This window comes from Clostridium sp. CTA-1 (assembly GCF_054768215.1).
Genome location: NZ_BAAAAP010000019.1, coordinates 11288 through 36639 on the forward strand (window position 1 = coordinate 11288; position 25352 = coordinate 36639).

The window sequence follows — 25352 nt, forward strand, 5'->3', positions numbered from 1 at the left end:
AGAAAAAACACTATAATTTGATATATAAACTACCCTATTTTTATAACGATTTAATAAAATGTATAAAAATTAATTGTTAAACAAAAGAGGGGGAAATCATGAAAAGTATAAAATCAAAGGTCTTGTTTATTATATCTATTGTTTGTATAGTGAGTGTAGCTTTATGTTCTTCTGTAAGCTATTATTTTTCATATAAGGCAATAATGAAAGAATCAACTAATAAAGTTGCTATGGCATCACAAAAGTATTCAGAAATCATAGAAGGATGGCTTTTAACAAAGACAAAGTTTATAGATTCTATGGTAGTAGATGTTGAATATAATAATAAATATGATATTAATTATTTAAAGAAATATTTTATAGAGCAAGCTAAAGGAAATAAAGATATTATATGTATATATGCAGGGTTTAATGATAATAAATTTGCATCTAGTGATGGATGGGTTCCATCAGCAGACTATAATTGTTCTGAAAGAGATTGGTATAAAGAGGTCATACAAAAAAATGGTATATCTTATTCTTCACCCTACATAGATGAAACAGTAAATAAAATGGTAGTAACTATAGGAAAACCTATTAAAAGCTCTGGGAAAGTAATAGGTGTTTTAGCTATAGATATAAGTTTAGAGGATCTTAAAAATATAGTTCAAAGGGCTACACCTGTAGAAAATAGTTATGGATTTTTATTAGATGCAAATAATGATTTTGTAGTTCATGCAAATAAAGATTTTCAACCTAATGAAGAAAAGAAATTTAATGTAACTCAAGTTATGGATGGATCTTTAAAAGACATAGGTTCCTTAAATTCAAGTAGTAATAAAGTCTTAATGTTAAAAGATTATGATAAAAAAGAGAAAGCTTTTGCAAGGACAATGATACCATCAGCTAAATGGTCTATAGGGTTTTCTGTGCCTTTATCAGAGTTTAAAAAACCTTTAAATAATATAATAATTGCATTTATATCAATTACGATTTTATGTTTAATAGGGGCCACATTATTTGCAATATATTCAGCTAAAAAAATATCTGATCCTATTTTAAAAATAACTGAATTGGTAAATGAAACTAAAAGTTTAGATTTAAAAGATAACAATAATTATGATCATATAAATTCATATAAAGATGAAATAGGAATTATAGGTAAAGCAGTTATTCATCTAAGGGAAGAGTTAAGAAATATTATAGAAAAATTAAAAATTTCTTCTAATGATGTTTTAAAGTATTCACAATCAATAAATGAATCTACAGGAGAAACAGTACAAGCTATAGAGGCAGTATCAAAAACTGTAGATGAATTGGCACAGGGTTCTGTAGATCAGGCTAAAGATGCACAAAATGGTTCCGAAAGATTATTTACTTTAGCAGAAGAGATTAAAATAACAGATGAAAGTGCGGATTTAGTAAAAAAATATTCCTTAGAAACAAAGGAAAATAGCCAAAAGGGCATAGTAACCATGGAAAAGACTATAGAAAAATTTAAGGAAAACAATAAAGTGAATAAAGAATTAGGAAATAACGTAGATATGTTAGCAAATAAGTCTGGCTCTATAGGAGAAATAATAAGTTCTATCCAATCTATTGCAGAGCAAACCAATTTATTAGCCTTAAATGCAGCTATAGAAGCAGCTAGGGCAGGAGAGGCGGGAAAAGGTTTTGCAGTAGTAGCAGAAGAAATAAGAAAACTAGCAGAACAAACTTCTACTTCCACTAAAGAAATAGAGAATATAGTGCAGGAAATACAATTTGAAATCAATAAAACAAAGAATAATATGGATGTATCTCAAAGAGTAGTAGAGGAAGTGAATGGGGCTATGGATATATCTAAAAAATCCTTTGATAACATCACAAATTCCATAGAAAGTATAGTAGAACAAATAGAACTATTAGTGCAGAATGTTAAAAAGGTAGATTCAGATAAAGATGAAGTCTTATCAGCTATCCAAGGCATATCTGCTATAGCAGAAGAATCTGCGGCATCCACAGAGGAAGTGTCCGCTACCGTTGAAGAGCAGGCAGCTTCTATGGAAAGCATAGCTCAAACTGCAGAAAACTTAAAAGAAATAGCAAGTACATTAGATACTGTAGTAAATAAATTTGAAATTTAAATAGGTGTTATAAAACCCCATGGGAATCCATGGGGTTTTTCAATAATATGAGCATGGTTTCAAATCTTCTTATTTATTTTGTTTTTTTATGTAGTACAAATATGAATTTATTATATTGACTTTAATATTCTAAAGAAATAATAGTAGCTAGTTTATATATGTACTTATCATATATAAACTAGCTACTTAGTAAGTTCTAATTTAATAAACTCATTTTCAACTATTTGAATATGAACAACCATCCTTTCTATAAAATTTATTTAAAATCTTAATTACAACCGACAGGCAAACATAAATCTAATTTTTCTAATTTAACATTAAACAAATTCAATACTCCAAATATATACACATATCTGGTTAATTTAATTATAGAAAACTTAAAGTATAAAATAATTTTTTCAGGGAATATATAATTTGAATTAGAACTTACTTAAATAATTTTTAAAGTTTAAATTCCCATTGGTCTATACCTCTTCTTTCTACAGTTTAAAATATTGAATAAAGTTTAAATTATTTGGTGGAATCACTCCAATCTTTTTTATTATCAATAGATAGGAACTTTAAATTTAAGAAAAATTTTTATTAAATATTATCTATTGATTAATTAAATGATACTATATATGCATAGAAAAGTCAATATTCAGAATAAATAAAATATTGTAAAAATAATTTATTTTCTAATAGAATTCTAATAGAAAAATGAACCTTGATAATTTTGATGTTTTAAAATTCATTTTATGGTATAATTTTTCGAGAATAAGTAAGTATATCTGCATATAGTTTTGTTTTACGAATATAACACAAAACTTTTCACCTCTTTTTATAAAAAAATATAAGATTTTTGAGTTTTAAAATTATGAAAATTATGCTATGTATATTGGTTGCTGCGGTTGTGAATGAAAAATTTCAAAAGCACAAGGATTTTCTATTAGAGTATAAGATTTTCTAAAAACAAGGTTAATAAGAGCTATTTCGGTAAGAAACCAAACCTCTAAGAAGTTGCTTATAATGCTTGAATATTACCTTTAAATAAACCTTATTAGAAGCTAAAGATAATTTATATGTAAAATAATCAAATACAATTCCTTTAGTAGGCTAAAGGAGATATAAAAAGGAGATTTAAAAATATGACAATGGATACAAAACTTTTCCCAATAAAGTCAAAGGGTAAATATGGATATGTTAATGCTAATGGCGAAACTTGTATAGAAAATAAGTATAGTTATGCTGAAGAATTCATAGGAGAGTTAGCAGTAGTAGCTATAGACGATTATTTTGGATTTATAGATAAAAAAGGGAATGAAATACTTAATATTGAATACGATGATGTTTATGATTTTGTAGAAGGATTGGCTGCAGTAGATAAAGGAGGAAAATTAGGTTATGTAGATGTTAGGGGTAATATAGTTGTAGCTCCTCAATTTAAAGAAGCTAATGATTTTAGTGAAGGTTTAGCTGCGGTACAATTGGGATATAAATGGGGATATATAGATAAAAAAGGCGATTTTGCTATTAAGGCTGAGTTCTTTGATGCTGGCGATTTTAGTGAAGGTTTAGCTATGGTTCAACCAGGAGGAAAGGTAGGATATATAGATAAACTAGGAAATAAGGTTATAGAAGCTAACTATGATTATGGTAAAAAATTTAGTGAAGATTTAGCTCCGGTTAAGTTAAGAGATAGATATGGATACATAGATAAATCAGGAAATATGGCGATAAAGCCTAAATATTATGAAGCTCATACTTTTAAAGAAGGGCTAGCTGCAGTAGAACTTATGGAACGGTATGGATTTATAGATAAAAATGGAGAGATAGTTATACCTACAAAATATCATTGGGTAGCTGATTTTTGTGAAGGTATTGCAGCGGTAAGTCTTGAAGAAAAATATGGTTTTATAAATAAAGAGGGTACAGAGATAATACCATTAAAGTTTGATGCTGTAGGTGATATTACTGAAGGTTTAATAGCTGTAGAAATAGAAGGTAAATGGGGATATATAGATAAGGAAGGTGAATTTATCATCAAACCTATTTATGATAAAGCAGAAAAATTTGTAGATGGAGTGGCAAAGGTTAAATTTGAAAATAGAGTAAAATATATAGATGAGAATGGAACTTATTTAGGAGTGAAAAATATTTAATAAAAATATTTTTTATATTTGTTTATCCCTATTTAGTTATGTCAAAGTCATAACTGAATAGGGATTTTATTTTTATAAAAAATCTCTATATTAAAAAAACATATTTACAATATTTCTTATTTTATAATTTTGAAAATATAGTTTATTTTCTGCTAAAGGGTGTAAGCATAATTATTATATTCGTTAAGCTTTCCGCTATATATAATTTTTTTATTTTCATATATTCTAAAATCTTGAGGAGTTGTAAGACCAGGAGGTTTATTAAATAATTGTACACCGGATTCCATAAGTACATGAGAAACAAATTGAGAACAAAAATATTTATACTTTGTTTCTAATGGATAACCAATTATTAGGCCTAATATACCTAGAAGGTTATAACTATATTTATCACTTTCCTCTTTAAAATTTTCAATTATTTCTTTTAACTTATAATAGTTACTTTCCGTAATATCTAAGGAATATATGGTACATTCAGCATTTTTAAACTTAAGAAATGCACCCTTGTCCAAAGATTCTTTAACGAACCCTGCTATGAAGGGGTTATTAGGATATTTCCTACCAAAACTATACATTTCCTTTAATTCTTTATCAAAAGCTAAGGAAACATGGGAGTAAGGCTCCTTTGTATAAAACTTTATAAGATGTCCAAAATTTGAACCTGTCAATGATAGGACGATATATATTTGTTTGTATTTTTTCATAGCAACTCTCCTTTAAAAGAATAGATAAAAAATTATAATATAAAATAATTTTCTAGCTTATTATAGATGTCAGTATTTTTTATTCTATAAGTATTATTTTAATATGTCTTTTTTTATGTGTCTAGAAAATATGTAAATAAAATTAAAGAAAATTATTGTAAAAAATATTATTATACTAAAATAGTATAATGATTTACAATAATTGTGAAATTAATATGAGTATTATATGTATTTTTGAAATAAGATTATTTTTAATGGTAAGTAAGATTATTTTATATAAGTTTTCTAGGTGGTATAATACTTATATAAATAAAAAGTTTTAAACATATTTAAGGAGAAGATTTTTGTGAATATTACAAATAAAGACCTTAGAATAGCTGCAGGAGAAAAAATCTATGAAAGAGGATTGAATTGTTATATTAATAATCAAGTAGAATATATAGAAGCATATGAGAAAAATGGTGATTTAAATATTAGATCTAGGGTAAGATCTTCTTTAGGTAAAGATTTCTATGAGGTATCTATAAAAGTTTTAAGGGGTGGTACCTATATAAGTAGTAATTGTGAATGTAAATATTGGGGAATAAATTGCAAACATTCTGTAGCCACTCTTATTAAATATATAAATGAAAAAGATATAATCTTAAAAGAAAGCGAAAAAAGAAGAAAAAGGGACTTCATAGAGGTAATAAAGGAAAATTTTTTAAAGGAAGTAACTATAGATACAAAGCCCAAAAATTTATCTGTAAGTTATAAACTATGTATAGATAGTACACCAAATGAGAGATATATATCACTAGAACTTAAGTTGGGGGAGGATAAATTTTATGTAGTAAAAAATATGAGAGGATTTTTAGAAGCTATTACAAAAAAACATGAATTAGCTTTTGGAAAGAATTTTATTTTCAATCCATATGTACATAGATTTACGGAAAAAGATGAAAAAATAATAAATATGTTATTAGAAGTATATGAATATGACCAACTTGCAAAAAATATAAATTTTTCAAATATAAGTTCATTTTTAAATGGTAAAAAAGCTTATATTTCAGAAACTATGATTAAAGGATTTTTTAATATAATAGATAAAGATACCATAGAATTAAAATTAGATGGTGAAAATTTTAAAGGGGTTTCCATTGTAAGGGAGGATTTCCCTTTAGAATTTAGTCTTCAAAAGGAAAAGGATAAATTAGTTTTAAAACAGACAGGTTGTTTACCTCGTACCATTACTAAAGAATATTTTTTTTATAATGATAAAATTTATGAGCCTTCCTCAGAACAAATTAATCTATATAAAGGATTTGTTAAAGGTTTTACTAAAGAAGATGGGATAGGGATAAGCTTTGACGAAAGTTTTAGTGAAGATATAGCCTCTTATGTGATTCCATCCTTAAAGAAAATAAGTAAAACTTTATATATTGAAGAAGAATTTAAAAAAAGATTTTATGAGGAGGAATTAATAAGCACTGTTTATTTTGATAAAAAAGATGATAAAGTAACAGTAGATATAATATTTACATATGGTGATGTTAAACTAAACCCTTTTCAATATAATAATAGATTAGACCATAAAGTTCTAGTTAGAAATATAGAAGAAGAAAAAGCGATCACTAATTTATTAGAGAGATTTTCTTTTAAAAAAATGGTGGAGTGTTATGAACTTGAAGAGGAAGAAAAACTTTTAGATTTTCTAGTACAGGGTATGGAAGAACTTCAGCAGTGTGCAGAAGTATATTATTCAGAAGGATTTAAAAACATAAAAGTATATAATTCTTCTAGTTATAAATCCAATGTTAGACTTAATAATGAAGACCTTTTAGAATTTAGTTTTAGTATAGAAGGAGTAGATAAAAAAGAGCTTTTTAATATATTTAATGCAGTAAAACAAAAGAAAAAGTATTACAGATTAAAAAATGGGGGCTTTATACCTTTAAATAATGATGAAATTTTGAATATGGGCAGTATAATAGATTATTTAAATATAAAAGCTTCAGATTTTAAAAAGGATGTTGTAACCCTTCCAAAATTTAATGCAGTTTACATAGATAATTCTCTTAAAGAAAAAGAAATATATTTTGTAGAGAGAAATAAGAAATTTAAAGAATTAGTAAATAGCATAAGGGATATAAAGGATATAGATTATGAGGTCCCTAAAAATCTTCAATCCATAATGAGACCCTATCAGAGGTTTGGATTTAAATGGTTTAAAACCTTAGCAAGTTGTGGGTTTGGAGGAATATTAGCAGATGAAATGGGACTTGGTAAAACCCTTCAAACTATAGCTTTTATAAAATCCGAGGTGGAGGAAAATAAGAATAAACCTATGCCTTCTTTAGTAGTTTGCCCAACTTCTCTAGTTTATAATTGGGAAGATGAAATAAAGAAATTTCAACCTGATTTAAAATGTACGCTAGTATCAGGGGATAAAGATTCTAGAGAAGAAAATATAAAAGCTATAGACGCATCAGATGTAGTTATAACTTCCTATGCTCTTATAAGAAGAGATATTGATAAATATGAAAAAGTTAAATTTAGATATTGTTTTTTAGATGAAGCACAAAACATAAAAAATCCTCAATCTTTAAATGCTCAGAGTGTAAAAAGTATAAAAGCTAATAACTATTTTGCATTAACAGGAACGCCTATAGAGAATTCGCTAACAGAGCTTTGGTCCATTTTTGACTTTATAATGCCAGGATACCTTTTAAATTATAGAAGATTTTATGCTAAATATGAATCTCCCATTGTTAAAGATAAAAATGAAGAAGCTTTAAGAGAGCTAAATAATCATATAAAACCCTTTATTCTTAGAAGATTAAAAAAACATGTAATAAAAGAACTACCACCTAAAATTGAACATAATATAATAGTTAGCATGACAGAAGAGCAGAAAAAAGTATATGCATCCTTTGCAGAAAGTGCAAAAGAAGAATTTTATAAAGAAATAAAAGAAAGGGGATTTAATAAAAGCAAAATTAAAATATTATCTATAATTACAAGGCTTAGACAAATATGTTGTGATCCATCTACTTTTATAGAAAATTATGAGGGGAGTAACGGAAAAATAGAAACCCTTTTAGATATTGTAAATAGTAATATAAATGAGGGGCATAAGATATTATTGTTTTCTCAGTTTACCTCTGTATTAAAAAATATATCAGAAGTTTTTAAAGCAAATAATATAAACTATTTATATTTAGATGGTAGTACAAAGGCTAATGTAAGGGGAAGTTTAGTTAAAGACTTTAATAATGGTAAGGGGGACATATTCTTAATTTCATTAAAGGCAGGTGGAACAGGGTTAAATTTAACCTCAGCAGATATAGTGATTCACTTTGATCCTTGGTGGAATCCAGCAGTAGAAGACCAAGCTTCAGATAGAGCCCATAGAATAGGTCAAAAGAAAACTGTAGAGGTTATAAGACTTATTGCTAAAGGAACTATAGAAGAAAAAATATATAAAATACAACAAAAAAAGAAAGAAATTATAGATAAGGTAATAGATAAAAATCTAGGAGAGGAAGTTCTTTTATCCAATATGGCAGAGGAGGAAATTGAAGAACTTTTAAAATTTTAAGATGTTTTTATGCAACTCCTTTGAAAAAATACCTGGGGGAAAGGGTGCCAATCAAGCAGTAGCAGATAGTTTTATAGGTGCATTAAGTACAAAAATAAATTCAGAGAATATTATGCTTAAATCCTTATTAGAAGCTGTTAAATTTGGGAATAAGGTTTCAGCCATTGCAGTACAAAGAAAAGGAGCACAGCCATCTATACTTAGAAGTAGTAGAAAGTATATATAAAGAAGATCAATAAAAAAAGTTATTGTTAGATAAAGATTTCATATTCGTTATTATAACGAATATGAAATCTTTTATCTAATTAAGGATTTAGTTTGTCTGAATAGGGTTTTATATCTAATACAGGGGTGCCATCTAACATATCCACCCCTTCAATTATTATTTTATTATTATTTATTTCTATTAGTTTTACTATAGATAAGCCTATAGCATTAGGCCTTTTAGGTGATCTAGTAGAAAAAACACCTTTCTTTTCATCACTCCAAGGAGTTTTTGTTATAAGATTAAAATCTTTAGATTTATTAAAATAAAAAAGAATTATTATATGCGAATTTTTGTCTAAATCTTTTAACCCATCTACCAAATCTTCTTTTATTTCTATTGTAGCTTTTTCATCCTTTGCATAAATACTTTGAGGAGGTATTTCTTCAAGACTTTTAAAGGGCGATTTTACATATCCAATAGGCTTTAAGTTTATTGGATCCATACTTCATTCTCCTTTTCAATAAATTTTACAATTAACAATTCTAATAGACTTTTTTCCATAAGTCTATTAGATAAATATTTAGCTACAGGTATTTAAAATACTCTTGAGAATAATAATTAATGTTAATCGTGGTATATATAGTTACATTTCTTATTAAGGAAACTGTACAAAAGTTAATAATGTTTTTATTAAGTATAGTATAAAATATAAATAAGAAAAAATAAAGAAATATGACGAAATTTAGGAAAAATAAGATAAAAATGTATCAAAGTGATAAAAATATCAAAATGAAACAAAAGAAGTGTCATTTTGAGAATAAATTTAATGATTTTATTGGCAAATGCACATTTACTATTATTTATGTTCTTGGCATATTAATTGCTATTAAGTATTTATGGGATAATTGAGAATTTTCATGATTAAAAGGGGCTATATAAAATAGAGTTAATTTTTATACCACAAATATAAAATCAAATCTATTTTTATATGGCACCTTCAAAGTAAAACACAATATGTTCATTTATATTGTGTTTTTAACGAAGTAAAGTGCTCAATTAGTAAATAATAATATTTTTGGAGGTATAAAAATGAAAGAAGGATTATGGGAAAAATGCACAAATTTTCATGGGCATTCTTGTCCTGGGCTAGCCATAGGCTACAAAGCTGCAGAGGCAGCTATAGAAACTATGAATATAAAATTTTCAGAGGATGAAGAAATAGTTTGTGTTACAGAAAATGATGCCTGTGGAGTAGATGCAATACAAGTGTTATTAGGTTGCTCCTTAGGAAAAGGTAATATTATTCATAAGGATTCTGGAAAGATGGCTTTCTCTTTTTTTAATAGAAAAAATGGGGAGGCAATAAGAATAATATTTAGTCCTAAGGAAAAAAGGGAAGATAGAAATGAATATATGAATTACATATTAAATGAAGATTATAAGGAACTTTTCCAATTCAAAGAACCTAGTTACTCCTTACCAGAAAGAGCTAAATTATTTAAAAACATTACCTGTGAAATCTGTAAAGAAAGTACCGCAGAACATAGAATAAGAATAATGGATGGAAAAATGGTTTGCTCTGATTGTTTTAAAGAATATTCAAGGGTTCTTTAGATCTATTTTGTAAAGTCAATAATAAGATAAGTATAGTATTTAATAATAAATTTTTTTAACAGGAATAATAGATTGTATTATTTAGTTAAAAAATAAATACAGATTAATATGAGATTGTTTATAGTAATGTAGGAGGGCTAATATGAAAAGGTTATCTAAAAAGAGTATGTTGTTAGTATTTACAATGCTAATAGCTATAAGCTTTTTGTTTACAGGTTGTGGAGGAGATAAAAAAGCAAAAGAAACTACAAATGCAAATAATAAAACAAAAAAAAGAGATGTAAGCCTTAAATTAGAAGGGGGAGATTGGGGAGAACCAAATCCATATAGAACATATCCTAGAGGTCCAGGAACGTCTAAGACTAATTTAATATATGATTCTCTTATAGAAAAGGATGAAAAGGGAATTATACCATGGCTTGCAGAAAAATGGGAGATAAAAAACAATGGTAAGGAATATTTGTTTAAAATAAGGGAGGGAGTAAAATGGCAAGATGGGAAGAATTTTACTCCAGAGGATGTTAAATTTACCTTTGATTATTACAAAAAACATCCACCAGTAAGCAAAAGTATATACATAGGTAAAAAATGTTTTATAGATAAGGTAGAAGTGCTCAAAGATAACTATATCAAAATAACAGTTAATACAGTAAATGCAGCTTCTTTAGAAAACTTAGGAACTACTAGAATAATACCAAAACATATTTGGGAAAAGGTAGAGGATCCTAAAAAATTTGATGGTAAGGAAGCTTTTATAGGTTGTGGTCCATACATGTTAGAGGATTATAATAAAGAAAGAGGTTCTTATAAATTTACTGCTTTTAAAGATTATTGGGGACCAAAACAAAATGTTAAAACTATAGAATTTATTCCAGTAAGTGATCCTATACTTGCTTTTGAAAAAGGGGATATAGATTTAGTAGAAAGTGTTAAACCAGATATAGCTAAAAAATATGAAAATAACAAAGAATATAAATTGATAAAGGGACATAATTTCTTTGGGTATAGATTATGTTTAAATATGGATAGAAATCCAGAATTTAAAGATAGAAATGTAAGACAAGCCATAGCCTATGCTATAAATGAAAAAGAAATAATAGATAAAGTTATGAGAGGAATAGGAACAGAAGGAAGTGCAGCTTATATACCAAAGGAACATATATGGTATAACAAAGATATAAAAAAATATGATTATAATGTAGAAAAGGCTAAAGAACTTTTAAAAGAAAAAAATATAAATTTCCAAATTATTGTTTCAAATAAAAAGGATAATTTAAGAATGGCAGAACTTTTAAAATTACAATTAGAAAAAGCAGGAATAAAAGTTAATATTAAAAGTATGGATATGAAGAGTAGAGATGCAGCGGTAAAGTCAGGAAACTATGAAACTATAATAACTGAACATGGTGGTTGGGGCAAAGATGCTGATGTTTTAAGAGAACTTTACAAATCAAATAATGATAAAAGCGGTGGCAGTGTTATAAATGGTATACCAGGATATAGAAATGAAGAAATAGATAAACTTTGTATGAAACAAATGCAGGAAATGAATCCAGATAAGAGAAAAGAAATAGTATTTCAGCTTCAAGAAAAAATAGCGGAAGAAATACCTATGATACCTATTATAAATACATCTTCTATATCAGTGCACAAAACTGATAAATATGATGGATATATGAATATGTATGATCACTTTGTGGTATCTCATAGTAAATTAACTTACTTACAAAGGAAATAAGGGAAGTTGATATTATGAATAGTAAGTTTATAAAGATTCTAGAGTATGTGGTTACTATAGTAATTATACTTACATTAAATTTTTTTATCCCTAGGCTTATGCCTGGGGACCCTTTTGTTATATTATCTGGAGACAATGGAACAGAAATATCAGCTTATTCAGAAGAACAGATAGAAAAGTATAAAGCCTATTATGGATTAGATAAACCTTTAAGCAATCAATATTTAGCTTACATTCAAAACTTATGCAAAGGTAATTTAGGATATAGTATTTATTACAATGATACTGTTAAAAATATAGTGAAAGCTAGATTTAAGTGGACTTTTATGCTGGTTATTAGTTCTATATTTATAAGCTTTGTATTAGGTACTCTTATAGGAACATTATCAGCTTTTAATCAAAATAAAGGATTAGATAAGATATTATATGGCTTTTTTATGACTTTATCTGAAATACCTGGTTTTTTATTAGGTATAGTTTTTTTATTTATTTTAGCAGGAAAATTAAATTTGTTTCCTCTTTCTGGAGCTGTAACAGATTTTAAAGATTATAGTTCCCTTGGGGATAAATTTCTAGATATAATTTATCATGCAGCATTACCAATTATAACGTTAACTATATCTAAGTTAGGAGAGTTTTATCTTGTAGCAAGAAGTAGTGCTATTTCTGTTATATCTAAAGAATACATAAAAACCGCAAAGAGTAAAGGACTTGGCAGCAAAACAGTTATATTTAAACATATCCTTAGGAATTCTATTTTACCTATAATAACCAAAGTATTTTTAAGTTTAGGATCTATAGTAGGGGGAGCTATATTAGTTGAAAATGTATTTAATTATCCTGGACTTGGAAAACTTATGAAAGAAGCAGTTTGTGTAAGAGATTATCCTCTTATACAAGGCATATTTTTAATAGTTACTTTTATGGTTATTTTTATGAATTTGATTTCAGATATGTTTTACAAAAAATTAGATCCAAGGGTGAGATAGCGTATGAAAAAGTATTGTAAAATTTTTAAAAAATGTTCTGGTATGGGTAAATTATCCTTTTTAGTTGCACTTATTTTTATAAGTATAGCTATTTTATGTCCCCTGTTATGTAAGTATCCTTATAATATTCCTAGTGCCAGTTCCTTAATTCCTCCCTCAATAGAGCATATTTTAGGTACAGATGATTTAGGGATAGATATATGGTCACAAATTTGTTATGGAGGAAGAATAAGTATAACTTTAGGTATATCTACAGCTATTTTAGCTGGTGCTTTTGGTAGTTTTGTAGGAATAATTTCAGGTTATTATGGAGGATTAGTTGATAAATTTTTAATGAGATTTACAGATTTAATGTTAGTATTACCACAGCTTCCTGTTATGATAGTTCTTGCTGCTTTTTTTGGACCTAATTTAAAAAATGTAATAATAGTATTAAGTATATTTTCTTGGGTAGGACCTGCTAGAATAATAAGATCTAAGGTTATATCTATAAAAGGTGAAAACTATATAGAATTCGCTAAAAGTTGTGGGGCAAACTTTTTTCATATATTAAGAAAGCACATATTACCTCAGATTTTCCCCTTAGTGAGCATTAGTATGGTAAAAATAATAAGTAAAGCAATAATAGCAGAATCCTCCTTATCTTTTTTAGGATTAGGAGATCCTGTTTCTAAAAGTTGGGGAATGATTTTAAATCATGCCATAGATTTTGATGGTATATACTTTACGAATTATTGGAAATGGTGGATTACAGCACCTTTACTTTCTATTATTATTTTGGTACTATCCTTTGCTTTTATAGGAAAAGAGATAGAAAATTTTTAATATATTACATATCAATTGGAGGGAATTTTATTGGAAGACTTGTTAACAGTAAGAGATTTATCTGTTTATTATGAAAATGAAAAGTTATATAAAGCAGTAGATAATGTTTCTTTTACATTAAAAATAGGAGAAAACATAGGGGTTATAGGAGAATCTGGTAGCGGTAAAACATCTATAGCTATGGCTATAATGGGACTTTTAAAAGCAAATTCTAAAGTACAGGGTGAGATTATATACAAATATAAAAATATACTTAAGTTAAAAGATGAAGAAAAAGATGAATATAGATGGGATAAAATAGCTCTAGTTTTTCAAAATAGTTCAGAAGTATTAAATCCAGTTTTAAATATAAAGGAACAAATATTAGAAACTATTTATAAACACTCACATATTGATAAAAAAGAAGCTTTAAATAAAGTAAAAAATCTATTGAAAATGGTAGGACTAAGTGAAGATATCGGAGAAGAATATGCTCATAATTTATCCGGGGGAATGAGACAAAAAGTTCTTATAGCTATGGCATTAGCTTGTGAGCCAGAAGTTTTAATAGTAGATGAGCCTACTAGTGCTTTAGATAACATAAGTAAAAATGAAGTAATAAAGCTTTTAAAGGCATTGCAAAATAAAAATAATATGACAATGATAGTAATATCTCATGATCTATATGTTATAGATAAATTAACAACAAAATTAGAGGTTATATATAAGGGAAACCTATTAGAAGAGGGGTACACAAAAGAAATAATAAATAATCCGATGCATACCTATACCAGAGGTATAATAAATTCTTCTATAGAAATAAATCCTTTTGGAGATTTATGGGGAATACCTAATGAGGAAGTTTCGGAAGAAAAAGGATGCGCTTTTTATGGTAGATGTGTTCAAAGAGGTATTTTGTGTAGAGAAAAAAAGCCTAATCTATCTGAAATATCAGATAGGAGAAAGATATGCTGTAATAAAGGTGGAATAGTAAATTTACTTACAGCACATTCATTAAAAAAAGTTTATAAAACTAAATATAAAAAAGTTTCCGCGGTAAATTATTGTGATATAAACATAAGAAGTGGTGAAATAGTATCTTTAATAGGTGAATCTGGTTCTGGTAAAAGTACTTTAGCAAACATACTATCTGGAATATTAAAGCCAGATGAAGGTCAGGTATATTTTAATAATGAAAAGTTAGAAGGTAATAAATTTACTTCAAGAAAATTTGGTATACAAATTATATTCCAAGATCCTATGTCTGCTATCAATAGTTCCTTTACTATAATGGAGGCTATAAGAGAACCTTTGGATATAATAAAAGATGGATCAGTTGAAGAGCGAAATAATAAAGCTTTACAAGTTTTAAAGAAAGTACAATTATCTACAGAAAAATCCTTTGTAAATAAAAAATGTAATGAATTAAGTGGAGGGCAAAGACAAAGGGTATCAATAGCAAGGGCACTTATAATGGAACCTACTCTTTTAATAGCAGATGAAATAAGTTCTATGTTAGATCCATCCACTAAGGCTAATATATTAAGACTATTAAAGCAATTGCAAAACTTAAATGGATTTTCTATGCTCTATATAACCCATGATATAAATTTAGCTAAGAAGATTTCAGATAAAATATTAGTTATGAGTAAGGGTGAAATTGTAGAAGCTGGTTCCGTTTTGGAGGTTTTAAATAATCCTAAAAATATTTGTACTAAAAGATTAATATGCTAAATATTATGGGAAATATAGCGCTTTTAATAGCATTATCAATTTTTTTACCTTTATTAAGGAAAATGTTTAGAAATTTTAAAATTACATTGACTATTTGTTCTTTACATCTTTATTTATTGAATGTTTTCAATATATAGCAATTTATTGGGGAAGTATAAGAACTGTTGATATAAATGAAATGATGTAATATTGAATACACTAGGTGGCTTGTTTGGCTATATATTCTATGAGAAGCTTTTAAGGAAAGTTAAGTCCAACTTACTAGATCACTAATAAAGGGGAAAATATTTTTATTATCAATAAACTTTAAGGGATACTAAATAACCTGTATCCCTTAAAATTTTATTTCAGAGTTATTTGAAAAGTACGAGTTAACTTAATTAAGAGTATCCTAATTTTTTAGCTCTATAATAACAAGATACAAGAGCAGCTACATCATATCTAGCATCATGAAATCCAACATCATCACAATTAAAAAGTTTTTTAGCTCCCTTTAGAACTACTTTTTTATCTATGTTTAAAAAATCAACAGTTTCTTCTAGTCTAGGTTTTTTTAGTTTGCCCGTTCTAGTGGTTGCTTTAACAATAGGTTTAAAATATTCCATGGTACAAAAGAATTCTTTAGGAATCCAATTTATATCATCTAATCTATTAAATTCAGCAGTAACAAATTTTCTATCAAAATTAACATTATGAGCTATAAATATTCCATCCTTTAAATCAGAGCTAATTTCTGAAGCTAAATCTTTAAATTTTTTACCATTAGATAAAATTTTTAATTTTTCTACACTAAAACCATGAATGGCTTCCGCAGACTCTTCAATATAATCTACATCAAAAAAGAAGTTTTTAGAAAAGGAAACTCTTTCCTCTCCCTTTGAGTTTATATCACAAACACAATAAGTAAGTTGTATAATTTCACCAGGTTCTAAACCTGTAGTTTCTGTATCTATAAAAATTTTTTTCATAAAACAAATCTCCTTTATACATAAGTCTGTAACTTAAATAGTCATAAATACTATATAATTAAACTTTGCTTAATTATATAATATATGAATTTTCCAATAAAGTCTAAAATTAATCTTAATTTATAATAAAAAGTTAATAAAATTATAAGTAATTTGTAACTATATTTATACTTTTTTATACTTGGATATGTAGTATAATATATGATGATAATATAAATCTATCCTATTTATGAAATTAACAGTATAGATTTATATATCACTACACATAAAGTATAAAGGAGACTGAAAATATGAAATGCAAAACAGTGATTAGTAAATTATTAGTTTTAGTGTTTACTTTTTCTTTAATAATATCTGCTTCTTCGGCCAATAAAGTTTATGCAGATGCTTTTAAAGTTGTCACATTAGGAGCAGATTTAACTAATGAACAAAAGGAAGAAATGCTTAAATATTTTGGAGTAACTAGAAAAGAAGCTAATGTAATGGAAGTTAACAAAGAAGAAGAAGATAAGTATTTAGCTGGGGTGGCTACAAGAAAACAAATAGGAACGAAATCTATATCTTGTGCCTATGTGGAACCTACAGACAAAGGTGGATTAAACATATCTACCCATAATATATATTGGGTTACTGAGAGTATGATTAGAAATGCTTTAATAACAGCAGGAGTAGAAAATGCCAATGTTAAAGTAGGATCACCTTTTAACGTATCTGGTACAGCGGCTCTTACAGGTATATTAAAGGGATTTGAAAGTAGTAAAGGCGGTAAAAAAATAGATGAAGAGAAGAAGAAAGTAGCCAATGAAGAAATGGTGGTTACTGGTAACCTAGGAGAAAAAATAGGACAAGATGAAGCAGCTAACTTAATAAATGAAGTTAAAAAAGAGGTTGTTAAGGAAAAACCAAAAACAGAAAAAGAAATAAAAAATATAGTAAAAGATGCAACTAATAAGTATGATTATAAATTAAGTGATGAAGACATGCAAAAAATAACAGCTTTAATGGATAAGATAAATGGATTAGATTTAGATTTTAAACAAATAAAAGATCAGCTAAATCAGGTTAGCAATAAATTAAAAGATGTTGTAACTAGTGAAGAAGCGAAAGGTTTCTTTGGAAAAATATGGAAAGGGATTAGAGATTTCTTCGATAATATTTTTGGTACTGATAAAGAAGAAAAAACTACATCTTTTAACTTAACAAAAGTTCAAGATATAAATTACAATAATTTAAGAATATAATTTATTTGTAACTTAAAAATATATATAAAATATAGAAGTTAAATTTTTAGATTACTTTTATTTTGTAAAATTATAAAACAGCCTCTATAAGTGAATAGGGGCTGTTAATATTTAAAGTGTATTTAAAAAATTTATTTTAAATTTTCAATCATAGATATAATATCTAAAATTTTATTATTGGTGATACTATAATAAGTCCACATGCCTTCTTTTCTAGCTTTTAAAATTTCTGCATCTTTTAATATTCTACTATGGGAATCTGAAAATTACTTGATTATTGTAAAAATACAATTTTTTTATAGAAAGGAGTACACTATGAAAAATTTAATAAATAAATTTTATGGACAATTTAGAAGACCTAAAGGAATGATGGGTAAATTTATTGCAAAAAGTATGAATAAAGAACACTTTGAAGTAACTACTTGGGGACTTGATAAACTTAAAGCAAAAGATAGTAATATCATATTAGATATAGGTTGTGGAGGAGGAAGAACTGTAAATAGACTTTCTAATAAAGTTCCAGAAGGAAAAGTTTTTGGTATGGACTATTCTTTAGATTGTGTAAATTTTTCTAAAAAATATAACAAAGATTTAATAGAAAAGGGGAAAGTAGAGATTATTCATGGTAGTGTAGATAAAATGCCCTTTGAAGATGATAAATTTGATATTATATCTGCAGTAGAAACTACATACTTTTGGCCAAATTTATTAGATAGTTTTAAAGAAGTAAGAAGAGTATTAAAACCTTCAGGAAAATTTATTATAGTAAATGCCAGTTATACCAGTAAAAAATTTAAAGAAAGAAATGAAGAATATCTAAAAAAAGTACCAGGTATGAAAATATATAGTGTGAATTATATAAAAAACTTATTAGAAAAAGCGGGATATAAGAAGATATCCATAGAAACCTTAGAAGAGAAAAATTGGTTATGTGCAATGGGAGAAAAATAAAAAACGAGATAAGATAGCTTTTTTACTGTTTATTATGTATAGTATGAGAAGGTTTCTTTTCTATATTACAAATCGTATATATAAGTGTAAAGGAGTACTTTTTATAGCACTCCTTTAGTTATACTTGTTATTATAAAAATAACCTATCATTTTATGATTAATTGCAAGAGGCTGTTTATATTTTTACTGAATATCGATCCTTTTCCTATTTAAATTTTCTTTATCTAATTTAGGTAAATTAATTTTTAAAACCCCATCTTCAAAGGAAGCCTCTATATTATTTTCATCCACATTATCTATATAGAAACTTCTGTTAAATTCTCCATAATATCTTTCTTGTCTAACAAAATTTTCTTTTTTATTTTCTATAGAAGAATCTTTTTTTGCAGTAATTGTAAGATAATTATTTACAAATTCTACTGCTATATCTTCTTTTTTTACTCCAGGTAGATCTGCTTCTATTAAATAATTTTCATCTGTTTCCTTTAAATCCACTTTGAAGTTACCCTGTAAGTTAGTCATTAGTGAAAAGAGCTCATCATTAAAGAAAGTATCTAAAAATGGTGAAAAGAAGTCATCTTTTTTGTTTATACTGTTTTTTCTAAAAGGTATCATATCAAACATTCTTTAACTCCTCCTTGTTAATTAATATTATTAAGTTTATATGTATATGATAAATCTAAAGTCAAAGAAAGTCAAAGTCTGAAAAATAAAGATTTATTTATCTATATTAAAAAATTTTAAGTGAAGATTACATAAATTTTTAAAATAAAGGTTTTTTAAATATAAATTAATATTTTTAATCTAATTTCAATGTTAAGTAAATTTTATATAATTTAAATACAAGTAGTAATTTAGAAGTATACGGTAAAAAAATTATTCTTGACAATCATGGAGGGGAAGTATTAAGCTTATGTCAGAAACTTAAAAAACCAATTTAGTTTCTTTGGTAAATTTTAATGTGAGAGGTGTATTATGAAAAAGAATGTGTTTTCAAAAAAAGAATTAATGTTTATATGTACACTAGGGTTTGCCTTAGGTATAAGGCAGATGGCTATGACTATGGTTATGCCCTTTATATCTGTTTATAGCAAAACTTTAGCTTATAGTACTCCAGTATTAGCTGGTGTAGCATTGGGTATATTTGGTCTTATGCAAGCTTTTTTTCAGATACCTTTTGGTGTTTTTAGTGATAAATTTGGGAATAAAAAAGTTATTTTAATAGGGCTTATGCAAGTAATTATAGGACTATTATTGGCTTATTTTGCAAAAAATATTTATTTATTAATAATTGCTAGAGCCCTGCAGGGAAGTGGTGCTATAATTGCAGTAGGATATTCTTGGATTTCTAGCAGTGTACATTGTGAGAAACGAACAAGAGCTATAAGTATAGTTGGGATTATATTGGGCTTTGCAGCTACAGCTTCCTTTGCTTTAGGACCTATAATACATAGGTATGTATCTGTAAATAATATGTTCTTATATTGTGCTTTGCTAATATTATTTAGTTGGATTATAATATTAGTATTTTTAAAAGAAGAAAAATCTCATCATAAAAGTGAAACTAATTCTAAAGAAGGATATTCTAAAAATAATATTAACATTAAGGAAGTTTTTCATATATTATTAGACAATAATATATTTGTAAAATTAAATATAGCAGCTTTTTTAAATAATTTTATAATGGCAGCAGTATTTTTTGCTTTACCACAGTATTTGGAAAGTATTACAGGTATTGATGGTATGTGGAAAATATTTATGCCTTCAGTTCTTATAGCTATAGCTTTTATGACATGGGCTGTAAGAGTTTCAGAAAAGGGTTATGGAATAAAGCTATTAATTATATCCTTTGCTGTTACTGCTTTAGGTGTGATTTTTTATTTTAACAAAAGTTCATTTACATTTATATTAGTAGGAACTATATTATTTATGACAGGATATATATGTATATGTACATTAGTACCATCCCTTGCCAATGAAATAGCAGAGGAAAGCTATAGGGGTACAGCTAATGGTATAGTTAATAGTTTTCAATATATAGGGTCTTTTGTTGGCTCAGTTATTATGGCAGCTCTATGGGTAAATTATGAAAAAATAGCATTGATTTTACTTATAATAGTTTGTGTTCTAGGGATAATTATGCTTAAACGCTGTAATTAGGGAAATGTTATTGTTTTTAGATACTATAGCATAAAATGAAAAATTTTATTAATAGATGTATAATATAAAGAAAAAATACTTAATTAAAAAACCTTTAGTATACAAAATAAATGATATATTATATACCATTTACATAAAGGAGAATAAAATAATGAAACAAAACATACTAGATATAACCTCTAAAAATATAGAATTATATGGGTTGAAAAAATTTACTATGGATGATATATCCTATGATCTTAAAATAAGTAAAAAAACCATATACAAGTATTTTAAAAGTAAGAATGATCTAATAAGTCAATATTTTAATGAAATAATAGATAGTGATAAAAAAAGCACTTTAGAATTATTAGAAAAGAAAATGCCTTTAGATGAAAAATTATATAATATAATTTATTCTTATCATAAATATAAATTACCAGTAAGGATTTTGGATGAAGCTTATAAATTCTATCCTGAGGAATTTAAAAAAATTCAAGAGTTTAAAGATTTTAAAATAGATTTAGTAAAAAAAATTTTAAAAGAAGGTAAAAATCAAGGGGTAATAGGAGAAAATATAAATATAAATATAGTAAGTTTAATTTTAGAAAAAGTTAGTGATACATTTTTAGACTATAAATTTTTAACTAATAATAATATTACTATGAAACAAGCCATGGTAGATTTGATGAATATATTATTAAATGGTATTTTAAATGAAAAATATAATGGATAAAACTCCTGATATTAGAGAAGCTTTAGTTAAGGAAGAGGTGGTAACAAGATCTAAAAATGCTTATGTATTAGCTGATGATTCTAAGTTCGATCAAATAAGCTCTGTAACCTTTGGCGATATTAGTAAAGCTACTATAATTACAACAAGAATTTTAGATGATAAATACAAGAATTTAACAAGAATAGTGGAGGTAACAATATAATGATTTATACTATTACTTTTAATCCAGCTTTAGACTATGTAGCTAAGGTAGATGATTTTAAAACAGGTAATTTAAATAGAACAAGCTATGAGAAGATTTATGCAGGCGGTAAGGGAATAAATGTTTCTATAGTCTTAAATAATTTAGATGTAGAAAATATAGCTTTAGGTTATATAGCTGGCTTTACAGGGGAGGAAATAGAAAGAAGAGTTAGATCCTTTGGATGTAAAACGGATTTTATTAGATTAAAAAATGGAATGTCTAGAATAAATGTAAAGCTAAAATCAAAGGAAGAATCAGAGATTAATGGAACAGGACCTTCTATAAATGCTGAGGACTTAGATGAATTGTTTAATAAATTAGATAATCTAAAAGAAGGAGATTTTTTGATACTTGCGGGAAGTATTCCTAAAACTCTTCCAGAGAATATATATGAAACTATAATGGAAAGACTTAAAGATAAAAATATAAAATTTGTAGTGGATGCCACTGGAAAACTTTTATTAAAGGTATTAAAATATAAACCATTTTTAATTAAGCCTAATCACCATGAGTTGTCAGAATTGTTTGGTGTAGAAATTAAAAATGAAGAAGAAATAATAGGTTATAGTAGAAAATTACAGACGATGGGAGCGGAAAATGTTCTTATTTCCATGGCAGGAGATGGAGCAATATTTATTTCATCTAAAGGAGAAGTAATAAAAAGTGGAGTACCTAAGGGAGTTTTAAAAAATTCTGTAGGAGCTGGAGACTCCATGGTAGCAGGTTTTATATCAGGATATTTAAAAAATAATAATTTAGAGGAGGCCTTCAAAATGGGATTAGCTACTGGTAGTGCTAGTGCATTTTCAGAAGGCTTAGCTAGTAAAGAAAAAGTAAAAGAGATATTAAACCAAATACTATAAAGTAAGATTGATTTATTTAAATATAAAATTAGTTAAGCATATTATAATATGATTTTAAAATTAAGTGGTTTACTAATTAATGACATTCTAAAGGTAGCCTATGTATTTGGAACAGCTTCCTTAGCAAATAATCAATAACTGCAGGAGCTTTATTTATAGATTTTGGGTGTTCTTTAAGAGCTCCACATGGTGGAATATTTGTATTACCTGTTATATATAAGTAATCCATTTGGCTATTTTGTAGCACTAGTCATAGGTTCTTTGATAGGAATGTTGGCTTTAGGAATATTAAAGAAAAAAATTCAATAATAATAAAAGCCCCACAATAAAATGTGGGGCTTTTATATTAATCAAATTGTTCTGCCATATTAGTTAATTTTCTATTAAGTGCAAATATTATTACAGCATTTGCAATAAGAGCTACAGGAATAGCTATAAATACTTGTAATGGGCCTAATTTATCTATGAACGCTTGGCCGTATCCGGCTAACTTGTTAGCTGCAAAAGTACTTAAGAACCAAACTCCCATTAATACAGAAGCATATTTAGGAGGTGCAAGTCTATTAACCATTGAGTTTCCAATTGGTGAGAAACACATTTCTCCAGTAGTTTGTAATACATAAAATAATAATACCCAAATTACACTAGCCTTTACTGCAGGGTCAGCGGAACCGCCTCTTTGTAATACTGCAAAGATCATAAATACAAAACCAACAGCTAATAGTACAAAGCCAAGAGCCATTTTTTGTGTTATGTTTAAATCACCTTTTTTAGAATTTTCAAGTTTAATCCAAAGAGCGGACATTATAGGTCCTAATATAACACACATAAATCCATTAAATGAATCCAGCCAAGGTACTGGCATAGTAAAGCTTCCTATATTCATATCTATAAAATCTCTAGTATATAGAGCTATAGACGTAGAGGCCTGATTATAAGCTGTCCAGAAGAATATAGAAAAGAATGTTAATACAAATATAACTATAGTTCTATTTTTCTCAGCTTTTGTTAAAGGTGCAGTTGATTGTTTTTTATTATCCGCACCTGTTGTAGAAGGAGCGAGTTTGGCAGCTGCTATCTTACCAGAATCCCCCATTGTCTTTTTAACACCAAGGGCAAAGGAAAGACCTGATAGAAGACAGGCTATAGCTCCACCTAAGAAAACAGCTTTGTATCCATAATGAGCTATTTCTCCATTAACTTTTGTAGAAAATATTTGATCTGCAAAAAGTCCAAATAAAAGAGGTCCAAACATAGCACCTATATTTGTAAATGAATACATAATTGAGAATGCACCATCTTTTCTAGAATCATTTTGATCATATAAAAGACCAACCATTGTATTTAAATTTCCTTTAAAAAAACCAGTACCAATAGTTACTAATATAATCATTGCATAGACCCCAAACTTCCCTTGATTTAGGAAAAGAACAAAGTTACCAGCAGCCATTAATAAAGTACCTAATACTACGCAGTATCTTGCTCCTAGATAACGGTCACAAATCCAGCCACCTATTACTGGTGCTAAATAAGTTAGTGCTGCGTAAGTGGATACCAAAGATGCTGCATCCGCTTTGCTTAAGCCAAAGCCCCCTTTAATAATTTGAGTTGCTAAAAAAAGAATAAGTACAGATTTTACACCATAAAATGAAAATCTTTCCCAAGCAACTGTCATCCCACAGATATAAAGACCTGAAGGATGTTTTGAATTTTCAGTTTTTGCCATTTAATAAGACCCCCCTTATTTAAAATTTAATGTTAAAACATATATGATTAAGTTAAAAACTTAATATATAACAAAATATAATAAAAAGAATAAATATTAATTTAAATTAAATGAAAATCTATTCTTTTATCTAATTGACAGACTAGTCATACATCTTTAACAACTCAATTATAATAATATTATTAATTGCTATAAAAATCAATAGATTTACATTAAAGATAAATAATAACTATATTTCTTTTTTTGACAAAAAGTATTTTAAATCTAAAATTATACTATAATAAATAAATGTAATTTTAAAATATCTATATATTACGATTATACTGTAATAAGGTTTTAAAAATTACAGTAGATATTAATATTATTTTAATCTTTTTTAATTTATATTATATAAATTAAAAAACTTTTGATATAATAAAAAAAATACAAATAAATTAATAAAATATGCAGGACTTTTGAAAAATATATTTAAAAATCACCTTATGTTGATGGAAATATATATAATTTATGATGAATAAAATTTTATTAAAAATAAAAAACTATTTAAAAAGGAGTGAGTTTATTTGAAAACTAAAAATAATAAAATAAGAGGTAATAAAGAACAATTAAATAGTTTGGATTTAAAGAATAATCCAGAAATAAATTCAAACTATTATGGTGATGAGGATAATATATCTACTCAAATAGTTACAAATTATTATTATGCACCAGATAAATAATAGACAAAAACTTATTTAATTTAGTAAAATTTATAAATAATAGATGTGCATTAGGCTAAAGCATAATTTTTTTAAGGACATCATATATGTAAACTAAATTATAGTATATTAATATTATATATAGTATAAATAATTTAAAGGATGAGGA

General features: G+C 26.7%; 21 protein-coding genes. 16 read left to right on the forward strand and 5 right to left on the reverse strand.

All coding sequences use genetic code 11. From position 1 onward, the window contains the following. Positions 1-98: 98 nt before the first annotated feature. Positions 99-2105 (forward strand): methyl-accepting chemotaxis protein, encoded by a 2007-nt coding sequence (locus ACYUEW_RS14155; RefSeq protein ID WP_460276987.1) that lies wholly within the window; start codon positions 99-101, stop codon positions 2103-2105. A 1127-nt stretch (positions 2106-3232) separates the two neighbouring features. After that, complete coding sequence (locus tag ACYUEW_RS14160; protein WP_043031899.1) at positions 3233-4246, forward strand: WG repeat-containing protein; 1014 nt, start codon at positions 3233-3235, stop codon at positions 4244-4246. 152 nt (positions 4247-4398) lie between these two features. Here the strand turns inward: ACYUEW_RS14160 and ACYUEW_RS14165 are convergent, their stop codons facing one another. Continuing rightward, positions 4399-4950, reverse strand: a complete 552-nt coding sequence (locus tag ACYUEW_RS14165) for a hypothetical protein (RefSeq protein ID WP_003486145.1) — start codon at positions 4948-4950, stop codon at positions 4399-4401. A 346-nt stretch (positions 4951-5296) separates the two neighbouring features. Here ACYUEW_RS14165 and ACYUEW_RS14170 point away from each other — a divergent pair, with 346 nt between their 5' ends. Then, a complete protein-coding gene (locus ACYUEW_RS14170; RefSeq protein WP_460276990.1) occupies positions 5297-8530 on the forward strand; it encodes an SNF2 helicase associated domain-containing protein in 3234 nt (1077 codons plus the stop codon). 1 nt (position 8531) lies between these two features. Continuing rightward, positions 8532-8756, forward strand: a complete 225-nt coding sequence (locus ACYUEW_RS14175) for a ribokinase (protein WP_003486142.1) — start codon at positions 8532-8534, stop codon at positions 8754-8756. A gap of 79 nt (positions 8757-8835) precedes the next feature. Here the strand turns inward: ACYUEW_RS14175 and tsaA are convergent, their stop codons facing one another. Continuing rightward, positions 8836-9240, reverse strand: a complete 405-nt coding sequence (gene tsaA, locus ACYUEW_RS14180; protein ID WP_460276992.1) for a tRNA (N6-threonylcarbamoyladenosine(37)-N6)-methyltransferase TrmO — start codon at positions 9238-9240, stop codon at positions 8836-8838. A 587-nt stretch (positions 9241-9827) separates the two neighbouring features. On the opposite strand from tsaA, the gene ACYUEW_RS14185 reads away from it, so the two are divergent. The 5 genes from ACYUEW_RS14185 (at position 9828) to ACYUEW_RS14205 (ending at position 15617) form a co-directional block, all read left to right on the forward strand. Next, a complete protein-coding gene (locus ACYUEW_RS14185; protein WP_003486137.1) occupies positions 9828-10352 on the forward strand; it encodes an FmdE family protein in 525 nt (174 codons plus the stop codon). A gap of 142 nt (positions 10353-10494) precedes the next feature. Next, positions 10495-12090, forward strand: coding sequence for an ABC transporter substrate-binding protein (locus ACYUEW_RS14190; protein ID WP_265204023.1), 1596 nt, complete (start codon positions 10495-10497; stop codon positions 12088-12090). Positions 12091-12104: 14 nt separating this feature from the next. Then, positions 12105-13079, forward strand: coding sequence for an ABC transporter permease (locus tag ACYUEW_RS14195; RefSeq protein ID WP_265204024.1), 975 nt, complete (start codon positions 12105-12107; stop codon positions 13077-13079). Between the two features lie 3 nt (positions 13080-13082). Continuing rightward, positions 13083-13904, forward strand: a complete 822-nt coding sequence (locus tag ACYUEW_RS14200; RefSeq protein ID WP_460276995.1) for an ABC transporter permease — start codon at positions 13083-13085, stop codon at positions 13902-13904. A 30-nt stretch (positions 13905-13934) separates the two neighbouring features. Further along, positions 13935-15617 (forward strand): ABC transporter ATP-binding protein, encoded by a 1683-nt coding sequence (locus tag ACYUEW_RS14205; protein WP_460276997.1) that lies wholly within the window; start codon positions 13935-13937, stop codon positions 15615-15617. Positions 15618-15997: 380 nt separating this feature from the next. Here the strand turns inward: ACYUEW_RS14205 and ACYUEW_RS14210 are convergent, their stop codons facing one another. Beyond that, positions 15998-16585, reverse strand: a complete 588-nt coding sequence (locus ACYUEW_RS14210) for a 3'-5' exonuclease (RefSeq protein WP_043031903.1) — start codon at positions 16583-16585, stop codon at positions 15998-16000. A gap of 290 nt (positions 16586-16875) precedes the next feature. On the opposite strand from ACYUEW_RS14210, the gene ACYUEW_RS14215 reads away from it, so the two are divergent. Together ACYUEW_RS14215 and ACYUEW_RS14220 are read left to right on the forward strand one after the other, a co-directional pair. Continuing rightward, positions 16876-17826 (forward strand): DUF1002 domain-containing protein, encoded by a 951-nt coding sequence (locus ACYUEW_RS14215; RefSeq protein ID WP_003486123.1) that lies wholly within the window; start codon positions 16876-16878, stop codon positions 17824-17826. Positions 17827-18141: 315 nt separating this feature from the next. Then, positions 18142-18777, forward strand: a complete 636-nt coding sequence (locus ACYUEW_RS14220; protein WP_045516394.1) for a class I SAM-dependent methyltransferase — start codon at positions 18142-18144, stop codon at positions 18775-18777. Between the two features lie 183 nt (positions 18778-18960). Here the strand turns inward: ACYUEW_RS14220 and hsp18 are convergent, their stop codons facing one another. Then, positions 18961-19401 (reverse strand): heat shock protein Hsp18, encoded by a 441-nt coding sequence (gene hsp18 / locus ACYUEW_RS14225; RefSeq protein ID WP_003486120.1) that lies wholly within the window; start codon positions 19399-19401, stop codon positions 18961-18963. A gap of 351 nt (positions 19402-19752) precedes the next feature. Here hsp18 and ACYUEW_RS14230 point away from each other — a divergent pair, with 351 nt between their 5' ends. From ACYUEW_RS14230 to pfkB, 4 genes are all read left to right on the forward strand, one after another. Further along, positions 19753-20937: an MFS transporter gene (locus ACYUEW_RS14230; protein ID WP_460277001.1), complete on the forward strand. Its 1185-nt coding sequence runs from the start codon at positions 19753-19755 to the stop codon at positions 20935-20937. Between the two features lie 151 nt (positions 20938-21088). After that, on the forward strand, positions 21089-21652 hold the full coding sequence (locus tag ACYUEW_RS14235) for a TetR/AcrR family transcriptional regulator (RefSeq protein WP_042385034.1): 564 nt from the start codon (positions 21089-21091) through the stop codon (positions 21650-21652). Continuing rightward, on the forward strand, positions 21633-21854 hold the full coding sequence (locus ACYUEW_RS14240) for a DeoR/GlpR family DNA-binding transcription regulator (protein ID WP_003486113.1): 222 nt from the start codon (positions 21633-21635) through the stop codon (positions 21852-21854). The genes ACYUEW_RS14235 and ACYUEW_RS14240 overlap by 20 nt, the downstream gene beginning before the upstream one ends. Then, positions 21854-22759 (forward strand): 1-phosphofructokinase, encoded by a 906-nt coding sequence (gene pfkB, locus ACYUEW_RS14245; RefSeq protein WP_003486111.1) that lies wholly within the window; start codon positions 21854-21856, stop codon positions 22757-22759. The genes ACYUEW_RS14240 and pfkB overlap by 1 nt, the downstream gene beginning before the upstream one ends. A gap of 346 nt (positions 22760-23105) precedes the next feature. On the opposite strand, the gene ACYUEW_RS14250 is transcribed toward pfkB, so the two are convergent. Then, entirely contained in the window at positions 23106-24485 is a 1380-nt protein-coding gene (locus ACYUEW_RS14250; RefSeq protein WP_003486107.1) for a peptide MFS transporter, read from the reverse strand. A gap of 563 nt (positions 24486-25048) precedes the next feature. On the opposite strand from ACYUEW_RS14250, the gene ACYUEW_RS14255 reads away from it, so the two are divergent. Then, positions 25049-25204: a hypothetical protein gene (locus ACYUEW_RS14255; RefSeq protein ID WP_003486104.1), complete on the forward strand. Its 156-nt coding sequence runs from the start codon at positions 25049-25051 to the stop codon at positions 25202-25204. Positions 25205-25352: the final 148 nt, after the last annotated feature.

Excerpts from the sequence above, each read along its gene's own strand:
- ACYUEW_RS14160 (WP_043031899.1), top strand. The coding sequence starts at position 3,233 with ATGACAATGGATACAAAACTTTTCCCAATAAAGTCAAAGGGTAAATAT.
- ACYUEW_RS14220 (WP_045516394.1), top strand. The coding sequence starts at position 18,142 with ATGAAAAATTTAATAAATAAATTTTATGGACAATTTAGAAGACCTAAA.
- ACYUEW_RS14210 (WP_043031903.1), bottom strand. The coding sequence starts at position 16,585 with ATGAAAAAAATTTTTATAGATACAGAAACTACAGGTTTAGAACCTGGT.
- ACYUEW_RS14240 (WP_003486113.1), top strand. The coding sequence starts at position 21,633 with ATGAAAAATATAATGGATAAAACTCCTGATATTAGAGAAGCTTTAGTT.
- ACYUEW_RS14175 (WP_003486142.1), top strand. The coding sequence starts at position 8,532 with ATGTTTTTATGCAACTCCTTTGAAAAAATACCTGGGGGAAAGGGTGCC.
- ACYUEW_RS14200 (WP_460276995.1), top strand. The coding sequence starts at position 13,083 with ATGAAAAAGTATTGTAAAATTTTTAAAAAATGTTCTGGTATGGGTAAA.
- ACYUEW_RS14190 (WP_265204023.1), top strand. The coding sequence starts at position 10,495 with ATGAAAAGGTTATCTAAAAAGAGTATGTTGTTAGTATTTACAATGCTA.
- ACYUEW_RS14165 (WP_003486145.1), bottom strand. The coding sequence starts at position 4,950 with ATGAAAAAATACAAACAAATATATATCGTCCTATCATTGACAGGTTCA.
- hsp18 (WP_003486120.1), bottom strand. The coding sequence starts at position 19,401 with ATGTTTGATATGATACCTTTTAGAAAAAACAGTATAAACAAAAAAGAT.
- ACYUEW_RS14230 (WP_460277001.1), top strand. The coding sequence starts at position 19,753 with ATGAAAAAGAATGTGTTTTCAAAAAAAGAATTAATGTTTATATGTACA.
- tsaA (WP_460276992.1), bottom strand. The coding sequence starts at position 9,240 with ATGGATCCAATAAACTTAAAGCCTATTGGATATGTAAAATCGCCCTTT.
- ACYUEW_RS14250 (WP_003486107.1), bottom strand. The coding sequence starts at position 24,485 with ATGGCAAAAACTGAAAATTCAAAACATCCTTCAGGTCTTTATATCTGT.
- ACYUEW_RS14185 (WP_003486137.1), top strand. The coding sequence starts at position 9,828 with ATGAAAGAAGGATTATGGGAAAAATGCACAAATTTTCATGGGCATTCT.
- ACYUEW_RS14155 (WP_460276987.1), top strand. The coding sequence starts at position 99 with ATGAAAAGTATAAAATCAAAGGTCTTGTTTATTATATCTATTGTTTGT.
- ACYUEW_RS14235 (WP_042385034.1), top strand. The coding sequence starts at position 21,089 with ATGAAACAAAACATACTAGATATAACCTCTAAAAATATAGAATTATAT.
- ACYUEW_RS14195 (WP_265204024.1), top strand. The coding sequence starts at position 12,105 with ATGAATAGTAAGTTTATAAAGATTCTAGAGTATGTGGTTACTATAGTA.
- ACYUEW_RS14215 (WP_003486123.1), top strand. The coding sequence starts at position 16,876 with ATGAAATGCAAAACAGTGATTAGTAAATTATTAGTTTTAGTGTTTACT.
- pfkB (WP_003486111.1), top strand. The coding sequence starts at position 21,854 with ATGATTTATACTATTACTTTTAATCCAGCTTTAGACTATGTAGCTAAG.